The following is an 18,853-nucleotide window of genomic DNA, read 5'->3' as shown; positions in this document are numbered from 1 at the left end:
GGGAGCTTCTTGCCCTGTGCGGAAGCGGCAAAAACTCCCCGCCACAGGCAGGATAAGCTTTTTGATTACCATAGCAGGCCTTGGTGTGCTGCCTTTGTGGCGGCTCAGACAGTTTGCCGCTTTTTATTAGCACTCCGGCACTCAAGCCTGAAAAAGCTTATTGCTTTTTATAGTAGGCTTTGGGTTTTTGGCTTGAGTGCCGGAATCCGAAACGATTGCAATGTCACTTGCAAATAGCCACGGAGCCTTGCAACAGTACGATGCTGCTGCAATTACAGCATTGGCAGTTCGGAATAAACTGTTCTGAATAATTACAAAAAAACAAAGCTTTGTTTATGTACACGGGTATGCAATGCGGATCAATTATGGAATTCCGAAAGAACCTCCCCCAATATATCATCAAGGTCTTGAATGTTTTCCATAATATCCTGAGGTGCTTTTCCCTGTATACACAGATTCCGGATGATTAAAAAAAGTGGAGGCATTCGTTTAAGGTTTCGGACACTCTCCCAGCTCATTGCTTCATCAACATGAAACAATACCCGATCCCAGCCGTCGAATTTTTCACCATCAACTATGGAATCTCTCAGCACAGCCCATGCGCCTTGAAGGTCTGAAAGGATCGTCTTTTCATATCCTGTTGGTTCTTCGATAAATGGCATGTTTTTCCCCTTTTTTTTGGATGCCGTACGGGACGGGGTCGGTATGGGCCTGTGCTGTGCTCTGGAGCAAAGTGAAGCGCAGGTCTGCCCCTGACGGTGTTTTGTCTGGTGCTGATTTTTTAATATACAGATTTCTTGGTACATCCTTTTTTTTCCTGCGTCGGCTTTCCAGGACGGTTCGAAGTGTTTTAGCCAAAGCTCAAGCAGGTCAGGCATGGTCACTTCCCTTGCCCGGCAGGGCTTTACCCTTTGCGGTGAGGCGATATTTTTGAGTCGGGCTTTTGGGGGAGGAAGGCTGCGTCATTTCTATAAATCCCAATTCAAGGGCAGGTTGTAAATAGCCGTATAGAAAAGTTGGCCGGTGAGCCAAATTTAAAACACTCATCAGTTCCTTGGTTCCTTTTGCCTGCCCCCCAATTGCTTCAAGCAGTCGTTTTACTTGTTCGGTTACTTGTTCGGTTACTTGTTCGGCTACTTGTTCGGCTACTTGTTCGGCTACTTGTTTCCCTGTTTGCCCGGCTATTTTTTGCAAATCATCTTTTTTTGGCAAGGGTTGAGCATAAGGGAAAACCACCCGCATGAAATTCCGGCTGATCTGAAAGCACTCCCGACCATAAGCTTCTAAAATACGGGGGATTCCTGAGCCAAGATGTTCGACAATTTCAAGATCCCGGAATATCCGCATAATTTCCTTATTACGGGGGGCTGTATGGCCTGCAAAGAAATCTTCCATTTCAAGGCCATAGGGCAGTCCTCCGGCAGAGGTAATTTCCAGTCTGTCAGAAAAAAATTCAAATTTGGGGATACTGCCATTGGAGTAGTCGTTATGAATAATGGCATTGACGACCGCTTCCCGCAGGGCAATGGGGTTAATCATCGGGCGCTCTTCCCGCAAAGGAACACCAATTCTTGTATAAATGGTATTTTCGACATTCATTCTGTCCATGACATTTTTATAGGCTTTAATCAGAGAGCAGCGGCCAAAATCAATATTTTCTATAAGATCAACCCGTGTCGTGTCCGCATATTTTGCCACCTGAACAGAAACCCCGTTTTCATCTGCTAAAAGATAAGCGGCATAATTGGGCTTTCCTTCGGGAGTCAGCAGTTCCAGATTTTTCATGAAAGAGGCATTCAGGTGCAAGCCCCTTGTTTCATAATAAATTTTAAGCTGTTCAAAGGTAAGATTGTGGCGGGTTGATTCCATTTTTCCAATGGTATTGCGGATTCTTCTGCTGTAGAGAGAATCTATCATATCCTGAGACATGGGTTCGCTTGCGCTGCCTATCCGTATAAAACAGCCTTTTTCCGTCATGCCATATTTGCGTAAATAATAGGGCTTTTCCATGCCACCGGCAACGATGATCCGAATAAGCTTTTTGTCTTCCCTTGCTTCCAGAATCACATCAAAAAGCCCCATGGCGGAAGGCTGGATATTGTTTCTGATTCTGTCTTTGATAATCAGCTGAAGCTGATCGCTTTTATCTACGCCAACAAGGGTTCCCTTATCATCTATGCCGATAAAAATGACACCGCCATCACGATAATTCAGAAAAGCGACAACTTCTTTTTCCAATGAATCCGTCAGTTCTTTTTTGTATTCAATGCGGTTTGATTCCACTAAGAGCCTCCCAATACATCAGCTCATTTTTCAGGGCATCACGGATGGTATTCATCAATTCACCTCTCCTCCCTCGTTTTTTATCTTCCGGGAGAAAGAAGCTCCACAAAAAAATGTCTCCCGGATCATCCGGAAAAGTATTTCGTTTTCATAGGATAGCCCGACCATTATTACAAGTTCTTTTGCAGTCACTTTTCAAGGCCCTGCTTTTCCTGAAGTGTCGCAAAAATTTCAGCACGTAAAACGGCACGGAACGATCCAGCGCTGAGGCGGGATCATTCAGCACAAGAAAATCCGGATTGGGGATCAGTGTCCTTGCCATGTGCGCTTGTCATGGAATCAGATTCTGGAGTATAGAGATTTGTATCATGATTTGATAATAAAAAAATGGAGATAGCGATGCTGAAAAAAACAGCCCTGACCCAAAAGATAAAGAAGCTTGCGGATAAAAAGACCCTGTCCCATCCGGTTTTCATCATGTTTTTTGCCGCTTTATGCATATGGGGCCTTTCCCTGCGCCCCCCCACCCTCATTGCATCCATGGCATCGGCCTTGAGCGACACCTATTATGCCTTCAATACAAAAACACCGCCCTCATCCCTTGTTTTCATTGATATAGACCACGAAAGCGTTAAGGAATTTGGCAGGTGGCCCTGGTCAAGGGATATTATCGCAAAGGGCTTTTCCGCACTTTCAATGGCAAAGGTTATCGGGCTGGATATCATTTTTGCAGAACCCACTGAGGCAGAAAAAGATGCGGCACTGGCCGAAGCCCTCTCAGGGCTGCCCGTCATTGGCGGTATCTTTTTAAATGGTCCGAGACTCTCTTCTCTGGGGGAAGATGTGTATGAGCATCTGCTGGACTCTTCCCTCATGCAGACAGGTCGAGCCAGCCTTCTGGAAAGCGAGCGGCTGGAAGCCCCCGTTTCTCCCATACGCGAATCCATTCCCCTGCTGGCTGCCCTCAATACCCTGCCCGATGCGGATCAGCGTTTCCGCCATTATCCACTGGCCTTTTGGGTCGGGGATCTGGCCCTTCCCAACCTTGGGGTACAGATGGCCCGCATGGCCCGCCATGAAGACCTGATATTCACGGATAAGGGGGTTTTCATGGGAGAGAAAAAAATTCCTGCGGATGCCAGAGGTGCCATACGCTTAAATTTCTACAGACATGATTCCTATGCTTCCATAAGTTTTACCCGCCTGATGGAAGAGGATTTTGATCCGGAGACCCTGAAGGATAAAATTGTCATTGTGGGTGTCAGCGAAGCCGGTGTCAGCGATCTGAGGGCAACACCCGTGGGGCAGTTTCCCGGCCCCCTCATGCATCTCACCTTTGTGGCCAACCTTGAGGATGGCTCCATACCCGAAGTCATTTCCGGCTGGAAAATGGCAGGCATTCTTTTTCTCTTCTGCCTTCTCTGGTGGCCTTCTCTGTGGATGGCGTTACCATGGCAGAGATTTTCTCTTTATTCCCTGTTATTTGTCGGTCTTTATGGAGCGGGTCTGGGCGGCTATCTTTACGGCGGTATCTGGCTGGAAGTCTTTTATCCGGGACTCTGGCTCATGCTGGCCATTCTTTCAGGGGAAGTGCATCTGTACATGGAAAGCCGTGCCGGAAGCGAAGCCCTGCGTTCTGCCTTTTCCAGCTATCTGGCTCCGGAGGTGGTGGAAAGCCTGATTCTTCATCCGGAAAAACTCCGCCTTGGCGGAGAAGCCAGAGAGCTTTCCCTGCTTTTTACGGATCTCAGGGGCTTTACGGCCCGTTCGGAAACCATGGATGCGGAATCCATGGTTCAGTTGCTCAACGCCTATTTTGAACCCATGACCCATGCGGTTTTCACCTACAGGGGCACTCTGGACAAGTATATAGGGGACGCCATCATGGCCATCTACAACGCCCCCATGGATGATGATGACCACGCCTTTCATGCCTGCCTTTCGGCCATATCCATGCTGAGGGAGCTTGAAAAATTCAATGCCGCTCATCCGGAACATGAGCCCCTGCAAATGGGGATAGGAATCAATACCGGGCCTGCGGTGGTAGGCAATCTCGGCTCTTCCTTCCGCTTCAGTTATACGGCCATCGGTGATGCCGTGAATGTGGCGGCAAGGCTTGAAAGTGCCACGAAAGAAGTCAATCAGGAGCTTATGGCAGAAAAGACGCTTGGAAAGGAAATCCCCGTGGACTATGCGGATATTCTTCTGGGTGAGGCCACCTATCAGGCGGTTAAAAACCGCCTGCCCTGCACGCCCCTGCCACCGAGGCCGCTGAAAGGCAAAAGCGGCTTCCTTGCCATCTATTCTTTACGGTGGAAGGAAATCAGAGAAGCCCTGCTGGAAGAGCACAGGGCCAGATAAATGTCAAAATCAGGCATGACCAAAATGTTCCGGATCCATTTTTTCAAGTACCCGCAGCCATTTTTTTCCTTCTTCGGAGGTATCGGCAGCTTCTGTAATCATTTCCGCTTTTCCTGTTGCTTCGCCAACCCCTCCCTGACCAAAGAGACGGGCTGCCATGAATATGGGTGCTTCAAAGCGCAGAGCCAGGGCAATGGCATCACTGGGCCTTGAATCCATGGGAAAGGCATCGCTTCCATCGGAGCCCAGAAAAATTTTTGCAGAAAAACGACCTTCTTTGAGGCTTGTTACCTCCGCCCGGATCATTCTGTAGCCTGTCTCACGGATAAAGGATGCAAAAAGATCATGGGTCATGGGGCTTTCAAGGTTTTCCTTGCGGATGGCTGCGGCAATGCCTGCGGCTTCCAGATGACCGATGACAAGGGGAACAGCCTCGTCTCCATCACATTTTTTCAGAATCAGAACAGGCTGACGGATTGACGGATCCAGAGACAGGCTGGCTATTTCAACACGAAACATCGTGGTCCTCCTTGGGTAAATATCTACTTCCCTGTCTGACTTCCCCACAGGGAATGCCCCAGGGCACGGTCAATGCGTACGGGGATACACCGGCCCACAGGATTTTTTTCTCCTTCGGCCAGTATAGCATGAACCACCCGGTTGCTTCGGGTTCTTCCCGTCACCCGGTCCCCTGCCGCAGGATCTGTGATGGCAGAAGAATCCACCTTTCTCGGGCTTTTACCCTCCACAAGGATTTCTTCCATTTTCCCCACACAGGCTTCATTTTTTTCACGGGTGATTTCATCCTGCAGGGCCAGCAGCTCAGCCAGGCGGCTCTTTTTTTCTTTTTCAGGAACCTTACCCGAAAAGTCAGCGGCCTTTGCATTGGGCCTGTCCGAGTAGGCAAAGGCAAAGACGCCATCATAACGGATGCTTTCCACAAGGGAAAGGGTCTTGTTAAAATCTTCGCTGCTTTCTCCGGGGAACCCCACAATAATATCCGTACCAAGGGCGATATCCGGACAGACATCCCTCAGCCGGGCGATGCGTTCCAGATAGTGTTCCCTTGTATATTTTCTGTTCATACGGGAAAGAACGGCTGTGGAGCCTGACTGCACGGGCAGGTGCAGGTGGTTGCAGAGTCCGGGGATCTGTGCAAAGGCATCGATCAGCTCATCGGAAAGATCCTTGGGATGGGATGTGGCAAAACGAAGACGCTGAAGCCCTTCAATATCTGCAACCATGCGCAGAAGCTCCGGAAAATCGGGCAGCCCCTCTTTTTTCCCGTAGCTGTTCACATTCTGGCCTAAAAGGGTGATTTCTCTGGCTCCGGCAGCCACCTTTTTTTTCACCTCGTCCACAATGGCTTCCGGCCTGCGGCTCATTTCCCGACCCCGGACATAGGGAACAACGCAGTAGGTGCAGAAATTATCGCAGCCCCTCATGATGGTTACAAAATCTGAAACCCCTCCCCGCATCTCACCGGTGTCCGGTCTTTCAGGAAGTTCTTCGGCCATATCCACATCCACGATTCTGCCGGAACCGGCCTCCAGTGCCGTCACAATTTCCGGAAGACGCCATATGGCATGGGTACCAAAAATAAAATCCACATAGGGTACACGGCTAAGAATGCCAGCCCCTTCCTGCTGGGCCACACAACCGGCCACCCCGATGCGGAAACCCGGTTTTACGGCTTTAATGGCCTGAAGCCGACCAATGAAACTGAAGGCCTTGTCTTCGGCCTTGGCCCGTATAGAACAGGTATTCACAATGACAAGGTCGGCACTTTCCGGACTGTCTGTGGGCAGATACCCCATGGGAGACAGCAGACGGTAAAAAAGATCGGCATCAGAGGAATTCATCTGGCAGCCAATGGTAAACACATAAAGAGACTTCATTCTTTTCCCCGAGAGTTTTCCTTAGTACAGGCATATAAGCCATAAAAACAAATTTTTACCATACAATCAACCAGGGCAGAGCTGTGTTGAAAACCCCATATTCTCCACCTCTGTCCTGCTGAGGGGAACAAGGGATGCTCCGGGACCAAGGGAAGCAGCCACTTCCTCCACCAGAGCAACACAGCCCGGTGCCACACGGACCATGACCAACCCCCCTTCCCTGTCAAGGGTGGTAACGGCTCCCATGCCCTCATAGGCTTCCAGCAGAAAACGAAAAAAACCGATTTCACTGCGGTTCATCCAGAAGAATAAAGCTTCCGTTTCCAAATAGACCCCCTTCTTGTATGACTGCATGAAAAAGTCTGCATTGTAAGTCCCTGCCATCTGTCTGTCAGAAGGGCATGGAACCCGGACGGGTTCCCGCACAGGAAGGCCATCATAATGGTCTGAAAAAGCTTTGCAATATTTTTTTAATAAAAAAGCAGGGAAATGTCGGGAAAATATATTTTTTATGCAAGTTCAGATTGCTTATCCTCCCTTCATTCTGATATATTTTTTTTAAGATTATACGATATACCCTGCGTACTTCCCTGACCTACCAGAAAATTTTTGCCTGACAAGGAGGTTTACAGTGCCCGACCATTTTCAGTGGCAGGCAGAATATGCCATCGGAGATCCTGAGATAGATGCCCAGCACCGCATGCTTTTTGAGCTGGCTAACCGCATTGTGACCATCATGGATCCCAGAAAAAACTTTTCTGAACTGAAAGCCAGCCTGCAATCCCTCTTTGATTACATTGACGTTCACTTTGATGCGGAAGAACAGTTGATGGAAGAATGGAATTACCCTGAACTTGAAAATCACCGGCTCCTGCATGATGGTATCCGTAAAGATATGGTCCTGCTCCTTAAGGATGCAAAGGATCTGGATCAACTGAAAAAGGATCTGGATATGATCATTAATAGCTGGGTGCTGGTACATATCCGGAATGAGGATGCAAAAGTAGGAGTCTTTCGTCAAAAACAGCAAGGTTCCGGTTATGCATAAAAACTTAAAGAATCCTTAAAAATCTGCCTGACAGGTGATTTTTACCTGCCTGATACGCCTGCCCCAAAACCCCACTGATTACAGGAGGAAAAAATGCGTGAAAGTATCCGTCGAAGGGTGGCACGTCTGCTCAGTGCCAGCATGAACAGTCTGGTAACATCCTTTGAGAACAGTGCGCCGGAAAGCCTGATGGCCGAAGCCGTCAGGGAAATGGATGCCGTGATTGAAGAAGCCAGATCCGAACTGGGCAGACTGCTGGCCCAGAAGCACATGGCTGAAAAAAGGCTGGGAGAAGAAAAAAAGCGCTATGAAGGGCTTTCGGAACAGATCCGGGTTGCCGTTTCCCTGAACCGGGATGATCTGGCTGAAACGGGCATTGCCGAGCAGATGGATATTGAAGCCATTATTCCCGTGCTGACGGCTTCCATAGATGAGTGCCTTGAAAAGGAAAAGGAGCTGGAAGGTTTCATTCAGGCCCTGCAATCCAAAAAGCGTGAAATGCGTTCCGAAATGGCTGCTTACAAAAAAAGTCAGGAAAAAGAAGGTCTTTCGGAAGCGCCTGCAAAGGCATCTCTGGATACCAAAGCGGAAAAGGCAGGCTCCCTTTTTGACCGCATCCTTGAAAATGCTTCCGGAGTTCCCGGCCGGGGCATGCAGACGGCTTCTGCGGCTAAACTGGCAGAGCTGGAAGAGCTGTCCCGGAAAAATGCCATTTCCGAAAGACTGGCCGCCCTGAAAACGGATAAAACCTGATGTGGGAACTTCTTACAGTCAGTGAAAACCTGATTTTTACCACAGCCCTTGGCATCATGCTTCTCATAGGGCTTCTGGAAGTACTGGCCATGATTTCAGGTGTGGGCGGTTCATCCGTGGTAGACAGTCTGCTTCCTGAAATAAATGCGGATGCGGGCGGCTTTGACGGCAGTCTTGGAAAATTCATGGGCTGGCTTCGCATCGGCAAAGTGCCGGTACTGATGCTGCTCGTAATTTTTCTGGCTAGTTTCGGAAGCGCAGGCCTGATGTTTCAGGCAGCTTTCCATTCCATCTCCGGACACTATCTTCCGGGATGGCTTCCGGCCATTTTTGTGTTTTTTGTCAGTCTCTGGCTGACCCGTTTTTTTGGTGGTTTTTTACACCGCATCCTCCCAAAGGATGAAACCATGGCTGTCGCCCGTACAAGTCTCGTCGGCCAGATGGCCCTCATCACTCTGGGCACGGCCAGCAAGGGCAGTCCTGCAGAAGGAAAAGCAAAGGATGCCCATGGAAAAACCCATTATTTTCTTGTGGAACCTGATGCAGAAGATACGGTTTTTAAAACAGGGGATGCCGTTCTTCTGGTTGCCATGGAAAACCACATCTATAAAGCCATCAGAAGTCCCAGCCCTTTTCTTTCCGATCCTCCCTGATGACTTAATCCCATTATTGTCAGCAATATCTCTTTTTTTACCCAGATGAAAGGAGTGCGTCCATGAATGAACTGCTATTCTTCGCCGGTGTTCTTGTCACCGTTTTTTTTATCCTTCTGATCATCCTTGCCCGTCTTTACAAAAGAGCTACCAAGGAAGTCTCTTTTGTGCGCACGGGTTTTGGCGGAGAAAAGGTGATCATGGATGGTGGCGCCATGGTGCTGCCCGTACTCCATGAAATCATTCCCGTAAACATGAACACCCTGCGCCTTGAAGTCCGCAGAACCGGTGAGCAGGCCCTGATCACAAGGGACAGGATGCGGGTGGATGTGGCTGCGGAATTCTATGTGCGTGTCAAACCCATTGCAGACTCCATTGCCAATGCCGCCCAGACCCTTGGCCTTAAAACCATGAATCCTTCGGAACTTAAGGAACTTGTGGAAGGTAAGTTTGTGGATGCCTTGAGGGCCGTTGCCGCAGAAATGGCCATGGAAGAGCTTCACGAAAAACGGGTGGATTTTGTTCAGAAGGTGCAGCAGGTTGTTTCCGAAGACCTTTTAAAAAACGGCCTTGAGCTGGAATCCGTCTCCCTTACGGGGCTGGATCAGACCGCATTTGAACATTTCAATGCCCAGAATGCCTTTGATGCCGAAGGTCTTACCAAACTGACCGAAGCCATTGAATCCCGCCGTAAAAAACGCAATGACATTGAGCAGGAAACGGACCTTGCCATCCGCCATAAAAACCTTGAGGCAGAAAGGGCCAGATTCGAAATATCAAGGGAAGAGGAATATGCAAGGCTGGAGCAGGAAAGGGAAATCTCCATCCGCCGTGCTTCCCAGGCTGCAGAAATCGCAAGGGAACAGGCGGAAAAGGAAAGGGAAGCCCAGGAAGCCCGCATTGCTTCCCAGCGGGAAATCGACTTGAAAAAAATTGCTTCGGAAAGGGATACGGAGAACGAAAAAATCCAGAAGGACCGGTCCATCAAAGAAATGGAGATTGCCAAATCCCGTGCCGTCGAACAGGCTGAGATTGAAAGGCGCAAGGCCATAGAGCTGGCAGAGCAGGAAAAAGCCATTGCCGTAGCGGAAAAATCCAGAGAAGAATCCGAAGCAAAAGCCGAAGCCGACCGCGCCAGAGCCAAAGCGGTCAAGGAAGAAGAAGGTGTTATCACTGTCCGGGATACGGAAAGGGCAGAGAGGGAAAAGCAGGTGGAGCTGGTTCTGGCAAGGCAGAAAGCGGAAAAGGATGCCATCCAGCTGACCGTTGCCGCAGAAGCGGAGAAAAAAGCCGCTACGGATCAGGCCGAAGCCCTGCGTCTTGCTGCCCAGGGCCATGCGGATAAAGAGCGTCTGGAAGCCAAAGGCAAGGCGGATGCGGAAATGCTTCTGGCCGATGCCGCAGAGCGGAAATATGCAGTAGAAGCCGAAGGTAAGAAAGCCCTGAACACGGCTGCCAATCTTCTTTCTCCGGAACAGGTGGCCATGGAAGTACGCCTTGCCCTGATCAACAACCTTCCGGAAATCATTGCCCAGAGTGTTAAACCCATGGAGCAGATCAGTGATATCCGTATTCTTCAGGTCAATGGCCTTGGCGGCAGTGGTAAAGAAGGAGAAAACGCGGAAAAGGGCAGTGCTTCCCTTTCGGATCAGGTGGTGAACAGTGCCCTGCGCTACCGTGCCCAGGCACCCATTCTGGATTCCCTGCTTTCGGAAATAGGCATTAAACCCGGTGACATTAACGGACTCACGGAGTCCTTGAAAAAATCCTCTCCCGAGGCTTAAAGTTTAGCTGCCAAAGGGGGCCATCTCTTTCTTTTCACACAGGAAAGGCCGGGTAGTTATACTACCCGGCCTTTCCTGTTGTAAGCGGTCAAGGAGTTTTTTCTAAGGAACACATGCAGTTTGGCTGGATCGCAATCTCCTGTTTCAAACCCCCCGATGGTTTTAACAGGACCAGGCCCTTATGCTGGTTTATAATAGGCAGAATACAATAATAATTCAAATTAATAATTATTCTTAATTCAATAAAAAAGTTTTAACAAAAAATCAAGACTTGCCATTCCCCATACCAGCATGGTATTATATATAAAATAATGATTTTTAAAGCTTATTGCATCAAATTTCCTCCATTAGCTCTCCCATATTTATAATCTTAAGTGATGATCCAGACAATCAGATCTTATTTCCCTGGACACAAGCAAACTGCCCTCTGCTGTCTTGGCTGTACAGACTAAAAAAATTCCCATTTATGCCACATATTCAGCAGTATCCAGAACCAGCAGGAAAAAATGACACCGGTGAAGCGCTGTTTTATAATTCTTCCTGGGAACCAGCAGGGAGAGTATCAAATATAAACCATAAAAAAGGAGGCTTATCATGAAAAAATTTTTAGTCCTTTTTATTGCGGTACTGTTTTTTTATTCCGGGCCAGTCTATGCAGAAAAGGTGCTGGTTGCAGCGGCAGATCCCTAGCCACCCTTTGTTGACCCCCAGCACCCCAAAGAGGGCTTAAGCCTTGAAATTATCCGTGCAGCTTTTAAAACCCAAGGGTACACCGTTACAATGGAATACGTTCCATGGGCCAGAGCAGAACATGGGGTCAAAGAAGGGACTTATGATATTTTACCCCCGACCTGGATGACAGATGAAAGAAAAAAATATCTTCATTTCAGTGAACCCTATGCGGTCAATCAGATTAAGTTCATTAAGAAAAAAGATGATCCATTTGAATACTCTGATTTGAACAGTCTTAAAGATAAAACCGTAGGAACCATACGCGGATATGGGTACGGAGATGCTTTTTTGCAAGCCACCCACTTTGAACGGGATGTTGCCAATGATCTCATCAGTAATGTCAGAAAACTCCTTGCCAACCGCATTGACCTGACCCTTGAGGATGAAATTGTTGCACGTGTCCGTCTTGCCCAGGAAAATCCGGATCTGTTGAAAGAGATATCCTTTACCCGAAATGCCATTTCCCAAAACCCTCTTTTTATGTGGCCTCAGGCCTGAAAAATCCAAGGCATAAAGAAATCATTTCAGCCTTTAACAAAGGACTGCAGGAAATACGCAAAAATGGTATATACGATCAAATTATGGAAAGTTATGGCATTAAAAATTAAGCATAAAATACGGTCCACACACTTAACAATCCTAAGCAGCTCCCAGCTTTTTTCTCCGTAACAACCCATTAATATTTTGAAGCCCGGAAAAAAACTTGACACACTTTTTTGCATGTGCTTTTATCTGATCAAGTGTTTCTGCCAATAGAAACAAGAAAAACAGGATGAACAGCCAGAAAAAGGAAAAAGCATTGAGAAGCCTCTGCACAGAAAAAAATATATCCATTCTCTGGTGGTGGCCCGTATCCTTCGGGCACCACGGCACAGGCTGACAAGCATCAGACGGCCCGTGGGTGTCCCATGACACCGCAGGCCATGAGAGATTTATATCAAAGGTATCAGGGGCTGCGGATCTTCCGCAGCCCTTTTGTCGTTTAAAGGCCTGGACATGGAATGATCCGGGCCGGATGAACCCTAATTTTTTCATCCCATAAAGGACAGAATACGCCATGCTCCTCAAACGCTTTCCGGAAAAAGCCTTTTTCAACGAAAAAGCCAGAGCGGGATGCAATGTCATCCCTTTGTGCGCCCGTATCCTTGCGGACAGTGAAACGCCCGTTTCCATGCTGCGCCGCTTTCACAATTCCCAGGATCCCATCTTTCTGTTTGAATCCGTGGAAGGCGGCGAGCGCTGGGCAAGGTACAGCTTCCTTGGCACAAGTTTTAGGTCTGAAATCAGAATTTATCAGGACCACATTGAAAAGCACGGTCCCGGTGCCACGGAAACCCTGCCCCACAAGGGTGATTTCACCCCTGCCCTGAGGCAGATTCTCCAGCGTTACAGACTGGCGGAGCTGGAAGACCTGCCCCCCTTCCCCGGTGGCCTTGTGGGCTATCTCAGCTATGAGGCGGTGAGCAGCTTTGAAAAGATTCCCCACAGTCTTCCCCCATCAAGGCCGCTGGGGGTATTTCTCATTCCCGACCCCCTTATGGTCTTTGACAACCACCGCCACACCCTGACCTGCATCTGCCTTGCTTTTTTGGAGGACGGAGCCAGTGCGGACAGTGCCTATACCACAGCGGAAGCCAGACTGGAGACCCTCCTTGAAACCGTCAGAAAACCCGCCCCGGAAGAACCAATCCTTCAGGGACCGGCTACGGTTCTCCAGCCCATGACCCCGCCGGAGGTTTTCCGCAACCGGGTGGAAAGGGTAAAAAATCATATCATGGAAGGTGATATCATTCAGGCCGTCATCTCCCAGTCCTTTGAAGGACCGGCTCCCGATGATCCCGTGGCCCTGTACAGGGCTGTGCGATACACCAATCCATCACCCTATCTTTTTTTTCTGAGGGCCGGAGGTCAGACCCTTGTGGGCTCTTCCCCGGAAACCATGGTTCGCCTTGAAGAAGGCCTTGCCACATTACGGCCCATCGCAGGCACCCGGCCAAGGGGCGTAAGCCCTGCCGAAGACCGTCGCCTTGCCGATGACCTGCTAAAGGATGAAAAGGAAAAGGCGGAACACCTCATGCTGGTGGATCTTGGCCGCAACGATCTTGGCCGCATTGCCCGAACGGGCTCGGTTCAGGTGACAGACCTCATGATGGTGGAGCGTTACTCCCACGTCATGCATCTGGTTTCCAACATCACAGCCCAACTCAAGCCGGAACTGGATGCCTTAGATCTTGTGGCAGCTACCTTCCCCGCCGGTACCCTTTCCGGAGCCCCAAAAATCCGGGCCATGGAAATCATAGCGGAAAATGAAGACCAGCCCAGAGACGCCTATGGCGGAGCTGTCGGGTATTTCAGCTTCAACGGCAACATGGATCTGGCCATTGTTATCCGCACTGCCATCATCCGTGGTGAAACCCTCACCGTACGCTCTGGTGCCGGAATTGTGGCGGACTCGGACCCTGAAACCGAAAGACAGGAAACCCTGAACAAGGCAAGAGCCCTACAGACGGCCCTTGCCATGCTTAAAGGCCCCAAGCCCCTATAAGGAGAAGAATCATGGAAAAAACCCGGATTCTCATGGTGGATAATTTTGATTCCTTCACCTTCAATCTGGTGCAGTATTTTGAAGAGCTGGGTGCTGAGGTTGTCACCTTCAGAAACAACAATATAACAGCCGAAGAAATTGAAAATATGGGTATTGACGGCCTTGTTATTTCTCCCGGACCGGGACGACCTGAAAATGCAGGAGGTTCCATGGATTTTATCCGCTGCTTTTCCGGAAAAAAACCCATACTCGGCGTATGTTTAGGGCATCAGAGCATTGCCAGGGTATTTCATGCGGATGTTGTCCATGCAAAGCGGCTCATGCATGGTAAGGTTTCAGAAATTACAGCCGATGGCAAAGGTGTTTTTGCCGGAGTCACCCGACCCTTTAAAGCCATGCGTTACCACTCTCTGGCCGTACGGGAAGAAAGCCTTCCCTTTTGCCTTGAAATCACAGCCCGCGCAGAAGATGGAGAAATCATGGGGCTCCGCCATCGGGAACACCCCACCGAAGGGATACAGTTTCATCCCGAATCCATCATGACGCCCATGGGCAAACGCTTTCTTCGTAATTTTCTGGATCAGGCCGCAGGTCATGTATCAGGCCAGATATAAGGAGTGAATCATGCTGTTCAGAAAGCTTATGGAAAAAATCATCCGCCATGAAGATCTCACGGAACAGGAATGCGGCGAGGCCATGGATGCCATTTTTACGGGAGAAACCGATCCTGCCACGGTGGCCGGTTTTCTTGCCGCCCTTGCGGTAAAGGGCGAAAGCGCCAGCGAACTGACCGGTGCGGCCCGTGTGCTGCGCCGTAACATGCAGCGCATCCAGACTCCGGCCAGCCTTACGGTGGATACCTGCGGTACGGGTGGAGACGGTGCTGACACCTTCAACATTTCCACCACAGCGGCCTTTGTGGTAGCAGGCTGCGGAGCTGTTGTGGCCAAACACGGCAACCGGTCCGTCTCCAGCCAATGCGGCAGTGCCGACGTTCTGGAAACCCTCGGTGTGCGGCTGGATATCCCTGCGGAAGCCGTGGAAGAAGCCCTCTTTGAAATCAAGATAGGCTTTCTCTTTGCCCCCAACTTCCATGCCGCCGTCCGCCATGCAGGGCCTGCCAGAAAAGCCCTTGGTATCCGTACCCTCTTCAATGCCATCGGTCCCATGGCCAATCCTGCGGCGGCATCCTGTCAGGTGATCGGTGTATTCAAACCGGATCTTACGGAAAGCATGGGACAGGCCCTGCTGGATCTGGGTACCCGCAAAGCCTTTGTGGTGCACGGCCATGACGGGCTGGATGAAATATCCGTCTGCGCTCCCACAAGGGTGACGGAGGCAGCCGATGGCAGGCTGAAAACCTATGATCTTTATCCGGAAATATATTTTGGCGAACCCGCCGATCCTGAAGACCTGAAAGGCGGGGACGCGACAAACAATGCGGCCATCACCCGGGCCATTCTCTCCGGTGAAAAGGGCGCAAAACGCAATATTGTTCTCATCAACAGCGCGGCCGCCCTTGTGGCCTGTGACAGGGCAAAGGACATCAAAGAGGGCATCCTCCTTGCCGGGGAAGCCATTGATTCCGGCGCTGCCATGGCAAAACTGGAGGCCCTGATTCAATTTACCCGGGAGGCCGCCGGTGGCCGATAAGATGACTTCCATTTTGAAAAAGATCGTGGAAAAACGAAAACTCCGCATTGATGAGGCCCAAAGGGAGCGGCCGGAAGCCCTTTTATCGGCCATGCTTTCCCAAAGACCCATGATCCGGAATTTTGGAGCCGGTCTGCACCAGAACGCCCAAAAACCCGCCGCCATCATGGCTGAAATCAAGCGACGCTCCCCTTCCAAAGGGGAGCTGAACCCGGATCTCAATCCTGCATCCCTTGCAAAGGCCTATGAAAAGGGAGGGGCTGCTGCCCTTTCCGTGCTCACGGAGCCGGATTTTTTCGGAGGCAGCCTTGAAGACATGCAGGCAGCCCGCTCGGCAACCCTTCTTCCCGTACTGAGAAAGGATTTTATTTTCACGCCCTATCAGGTACTGGAATCGGCAGCCATGGGAGCAGATGCCATTCTCCTCATTGCCCGGATTCTTGACCCAAAGCGTCACAAAGAACTGGCAAATCTGGCTTCTGAGCTGGGTCTCACTGTGCTGCACGAAATCCATGGGGAAGAAGAAATTTTTCAGACACTGGATGCAGGGGCCAGATTTGTGGGCATCAACAACAGGGATCTTGCCACCTTTGAAACGGACATCCGCCTTGCCCCGCGCATGGCTTCCCTTCTGCCCAAAGGGGTGATTGCCGTAGCCCTTTCCGGCATCCGGGGGCCTGAGGACATCGCCGTTTCCAGACACCTTGGCGTGCACAGCTTTCTTGTGGGCGAAAGCCTTGTGCGCAGCCCTGATCCGGAAAAAGACCTGAAGGCCATGGTGGAAAGCGGGGTTCTCCCATGACCTTCATCAAGATCTGCGGCATTACCCACCCGGATACGGCCCGTTTCTGCTCAGCCCTTCGCGTGGATGCCATTGGCTGCGTCTTTTTCCCCAAAAGCCCGAGGCATCTTGATGTGAAAACCGCAAGGCAGATCACGGATGCGGTTTCTCCGGACATCCTCACCGTGGCCGTAATGGTGAACCCCGATGCGGAAACGGCCATCCGCACCGCAAAAGAAGCCGGATGCCGGGGCATCCAGCTCCACGGCAGGGAAAGCCCCGAACTTGCGGCACGCATCATGGAAGAAGGCTTTTTTCTCATCAAGGGACTTTATCTGCATCAGGAGCCTTCCACAGCCTCGGCCCCCCGGTATTCCGCAGACCGTTTTCTTGTGGAAGCGGCCGCAGGAACCATGCCCGGCGGTAACGCCAAAAGCTGGGACTGGGCAGCGGCAAAGGATTTCTGCCAGAAGTATCCGGCCCTGCTTGCCGGTGGCCTCAACCCGGACAATGTAAAAGAGGCCCTCATCAAGGCAAAGCCCTTTGGCGTGGATGTCAGCTCCGGCGTGGAATCTTCGCCCGGCATCAAGGATCATGAAAAAATAAAGAGCTTTGTGGAAGCTGTTCGTACAAGCCCGGTCTAAGAATCAAATCTGTCAAACAGGTACAGAGGTATTCTGCTGGTTCGTGACCGAATCGGAAACCATGGCAAGGCCGCATACAAACAGTCATGATGCCTCTTGTTAAACCGTATATATGAGTAACTGCTCAGCACAGTTTATTCTGAACTGCCAATGCTGTCATTGCAGCAGCTTCGTACTGTTACAAGGCTCCGTGGCTATTTGCAAGTGACATTGCAATCGTTTCGGATCAGAGCTTTGCAGGCCTGTGCGAAAGAAGCGGCAAACTGTCTGAGCCGCCACAAAGGCAGCGTGCCAAGGCCTGCCATGGTAATCAAAAAGCTTATCCTGCCTGTGGCGGGGGGTTTTTTCCGCTTCCGCACAGGGCAAGAAGCTCTAAGAATAAGATTGCGTCACGGGCAAATAGCCTGGGGCCTGTGCATCTGTCTTGCAGGTATGGAATTTAAAAAACTGTGCTGAATAATTACATATAGGAAAGGAAAACCATGACAGCCTACCCGGATTTCACAGCCCTGCCCGATGCAAAGGGCCATTTTGGCATTTTCGGCGGCCGCTATGTGGGAGAAACCCTCATGCCCGCCCTGCTGGAGCTGGAAAAAAGCTTTGAGTCCATCCGGAAGGACAAGGACTTCCAAAGGGAGCTTTTGAGCCTTCTTCAGGATTATGCCGGACGGCCAACGGCCCTCTATGCGGCAGACCGCCTTTCGGACATGGCCGGAGGAGCAAGGATTTTTCTCAAACGGGAAGATCTCACCCACACCGGTGCCCATAAAATCAACAATACCCTCGGGCAGGTACTGCTGGCCCATCGCATGGGAAAAGGCCGGGTCATCGCAGAAACCGGGGCCGGTCAGCACGGTGTTGCCACAGCCACCGCCGCCGCCCGCTTTGGCATGGCCTGCACGGTTTTCATGGGAAAGGAAGATATCCGGCGACAGGCCCCCAATGTGGCCCGCATGAAGCTCCTTGGTGCAGAAGTAATCTCCGTAGAAGAAGGCACCGCCACCCTGAAAGATGCCATGAACGCCGCACTCCGCCACTGGACAGCCTGTGTGGAAGACACCTTTTATGTCATCGGCTCCGTGGCAGGCCCCCATCCCTATCCCCTGATGGTGCGGGAATTTCAAAAGGTAATCGGCGAAGAAGCCAAAGAGCAGTTTCTCCGGAAAACGGGAGCCCTCCCGGATCTTCTCGTGGCGGCGGTGGGCGGCGGCTCCAACGCCATGGGGCTTTTCTTTCCCTTTCTGGACACCAAAGTGGACATGCTGGGTGTGGAGGCCGCTGGCGAAGGCCTTGAAGGCCGCCATGCGGCCACCCTTCTCAAGGGAAGTGTAGGCGTTCTCCATGGCTCCAAGTCCTATGTGCTGCAGAGCAAAGACGGCCAGATTCTGGAAGCCCACAGCGTATCTGCGGGGCTGGACTATCCCGGTGTGGGGCCGGAGCATTCCCTTTTCAAGGACTGCGGACGGGTGCGCTACACGGCCATTACGGATATTCAGGCCCTTTCCGCCTTCAAGCTTCTGACCGTAAGTGAAGGCATTCTTCCGGCACTGGAATCCAGCCATGCCCTGGCCGCCGCCATCCTTGAGGCAAAAAAACGCCCGAAAACCCAGAACATTCTTGTGAATCTTTCCGGCAGGGGCGACAAGGACATGGCCAATGCCACGGGGCATCCTGCCTTTGACGCCATCAGGGCAGAACTTCTTCTGAATGCATAAGGA

General features: G+C 50.7%; 16 protein-coding genes and 1 pseudogene. 12 read left to right on the top strand and 5 right to left on the bottom strand.

Going from position 1 to position 18,853, the window contains the following annotated elements; all coding sequences use genetic code 11:
- Nucleotides 1–359: 359 nt before the first annotated feature.
- Entirely contained in the window at nucleotides 360–878 is a 519-nt protein-coding gene (locus LZ24_RS17860) for a hypothetical protein (protein WP_246118577.1), read from the bottom strand.
- Nucleotides 871–2,283 (bottom strand): Fic family protein, encoded by a 1,413-nt coding sequence (locus LZ24_RS10495; RefSeq protein WP_222427606.1) that lies wholly within the window; start codon nucleotides 2,281–2,283, stop codon nucleotides 871–873. Before LZ24_RS10495 ends, LZ24_RS17860 begins: the two co-directional genes overlap by 8 nt.
- Before the next feature lie 399 nt (nucleotides 2,284–2,682).
- Here LZ24_RS10495 and LZ24_RS10490 point away from each other — a divergent pair, with 399 nt between their 5' ends.
- A complete protein-coding gene (locus LZ24_RS10490; protein WP_186443070.1) occupies nucleotides 2,683–4,644 on the top strand; it encodes an adenylate/guanylate cyclase domain-containing protein in 1,962 nt (653 codons plus the stop codon).
- Between the two features lie 9 nt (nucleotides 4,645–4,653).
- Here the strand turns inward: LZ24_RS10490 and LZ24_RS10485 are convergent, their stop codons facing one another.
- The 3 genes from LZ24_RS10485 to LZ24_RS10475 all read right to left on the bottom strand — a co-directional run bounded on the left by LZ24_RS10485 (nucleotide 4,654) and on the right by LZ24_RS10475 (nucleotide 6,869).
- Complete coding sequence (locus LZ24_RS10485; protein ID WP_144685250.1) at nucleotides 4,654–5,163, bottom strand: bifunctional nuclease family protein; 510 nt, start codon at nucleotides 5,161–5,163, stop codon at nucleotides 4,654–4,656.
- A 23-nt stretch (nucleotides 5,164–5,186) separates the two neighbouring features.
- The gene (gene miaB, locus LZ24_RS10480; protein WP_144685248.1) at nucleotides 5,187–6,542 is read right to left on the bottom strand and encodes a tRNA (N6-isopentenyl adenosine(37)-C2)-methylthiotransferase MiaB; all 1,356 of its coding nucleotides are present in this window, start codon (nucleotides 6,540–6,542) and stop codon (nucleotides 5,187–5,189) included.
- 66 nt (nucleotides 6,543–6,608) lie between these two features.
- Nucleotides 6,609–6,869: a DUF4911 domain-containing protein gene (locus tag LZ24_RS10475; protein WP_186443069.1), complete on the bottom strand. Its 261-nt coding sequence runs from the start codon at nucleotides 6,867–6,869 to the stop codon at nucleotides 6,609–6,611.
- A 304-nt stretch (nucleotides 6,870–7,173) separates the two neighbouring features.
- Between LZ24_RS10475 and LZ24_RS10470 the strand changes: the two genes are divergently transcribed.
- The 11 genes and pseudogenes from LZ24_RS10470 to trpB all read left to right on the top strand — a co-directional run bounded on the left by LZ24_RS10470 (nucleotide 7,174) and on the right by trpB (nucleotide 18,850).
- Nucleotides 7,174–7,590 carry a bacteriohemerythrin gene (locus LZ24_RS10470; protein WP_186443068.1) on the top strand — a complete coding sequence of 139 codons (417 nt, stop codon included), beginning with the start codon at nucleotides 7,174–7,176 and terminating at the stop codon, nucleotides 7,588–7,590.
- Nucleotides 7,591–7,683: 93 nt separating this feature from the next.
- The gene (locus LZ24_RS10465) at nucleotides 7,684–8,343 is read left to right on the top strand and encodes a PspA/IM30 family protein (protein WP_144685242.1); all 660 of its coding nucleotides are present in this window, start codon (nucleotides 7,684–7,686) and stop codon (nucleotides 8,341–8,343) included.
- Nucleotides 8,343–8,996, top strand: coding sequence for a YqiJ family protein (locus LZ24_RS10460; RefSeq protein WP_144685240.1), 654 nt, complete (start codon nucleotides 8,343–8,345; stop codon nucleotides 8,994–8,996). The genes LZ24_RS10465 and LZ24_RS10460 overlap by 1 nt, the downstream gene beginning before the upstream one ends.
- Before the next feature lie 62 nt (nucleotides 8,997–9,058).
- Complete coding sequence (locus LZ24_RS10455) at nucleotides 9,059–10,780, top strand: flotillin family protein (RefSeq protein ID WP_144685238.1); 1,722 nt, start codon at nucleotides 9,059–9,061, stop codon at nucleotides 10,778–10,780.
- 708 nt (nucleotides 10,781–11,488) lie between these two features.
- Nucleotides 11,489–12,010, top strand: a pseudogene (locus tag LZ24_RS10450) (substrate-binding periplasmic protein); the annotation flags it as partial.
- A 559-nt stretch (nucleotides 12,011–12,569) separates the two neighbouring features.
- Complete coding sequence (locus tag LZ24_RS10445) at nucleotides 12,570–14,057, top strand: anthranilate synthase component I family protein (RefSeq protein ID WP_144685237.1); 1,488 nt, start codon at nucleotides 12,570–12,572, stop codon at nucleotides 14,055–14,057.
- An 11-nt stretch (nucleotides 14,058–14,068) separates the two neighbouring features.
- Nucleotides 14,069–14,671 (top strand): anthranilate synthase component II, encoded by a 603-nt coding sequence (locus LZ24_RS10440; protein ID WP_144685235.1) that lies wholly within the window; start codon nucleotides 14,069–14,071, stop codon nucleotides 14,669–14,671.
- 10 nt (nucleotides 14,672–14,681) lie between these two features.
- Nucleotides 14,682–15,710 (top strand): anthranilate phosphoribosyltransferase, encoded by a 1,029-nt coding sequence (gene trpD, locus LZ24_RS10435; protein ID WP_186443067.1) that lies wholly within the window; start codon nucleotides 14,682–14,684, stop codon nucleotides 15,708–15,710.
- Nucleotides 15,700–16,512: an indole-3-glycerol phosphate synthase TrpC gene (gene trpC, locus LZ24_RS10430; protein ID WP_144685233.1), complete on the top strand. Its 813-nt coding sequence runs from the start codon at nucleotides 15,700–15,702 to the stop codon at nucleotides 16,510–16,512. The genes trpD and trpC overlap by 11 nt, the downstream gene beginning before the upstream one ends.
- A complete protein-coding gene (locus LZ24_RS10425; RefSeq protein ID WP_144685232.1) occupies nucleotides 16,509–17,135 on the top strand; it encodes a phosphoribosylanthranilate isomerase in 627 nt (208 codons plus the stop codon). Before trpC ends, LZ24_RS10425 begins: the two co-directional genes overlap by 4 nt.
- A gap of 482 nt (nucleotides 17,136–17,617) precedes the next feature.
- The gene (gene trpB / locus LZ24_RS10420; protein ID WP_144685230.1) at nucleotides 17,618–18,850 is read left to right on the top strand and encodes a tryptophan synthase subunit beta; all 1,233 of its coding nucleotides are present in this window, start codon (nucleotides 17,618–17,620) and stop codon (nucleotides 18,848–18,850) included.
- Nucleotides 18,851–18,853: the final 3 nt, after the last annotated feature.

Origin of the sequence: Desulfobotulus alkaliphilus, from assembly GCF_007830435.1 — a bacterium.
Classification (GTDB): domain Bacteria; phylum Desulfobacterota; class Desulfobacteria; order Desulfobacterales; family ASO4-4; genus Desulfobotulus; species Desulfobotulus alkaliphilus.
This window is presented reverse-complemented; position numbering and strand designations above follow the sequence as displayed.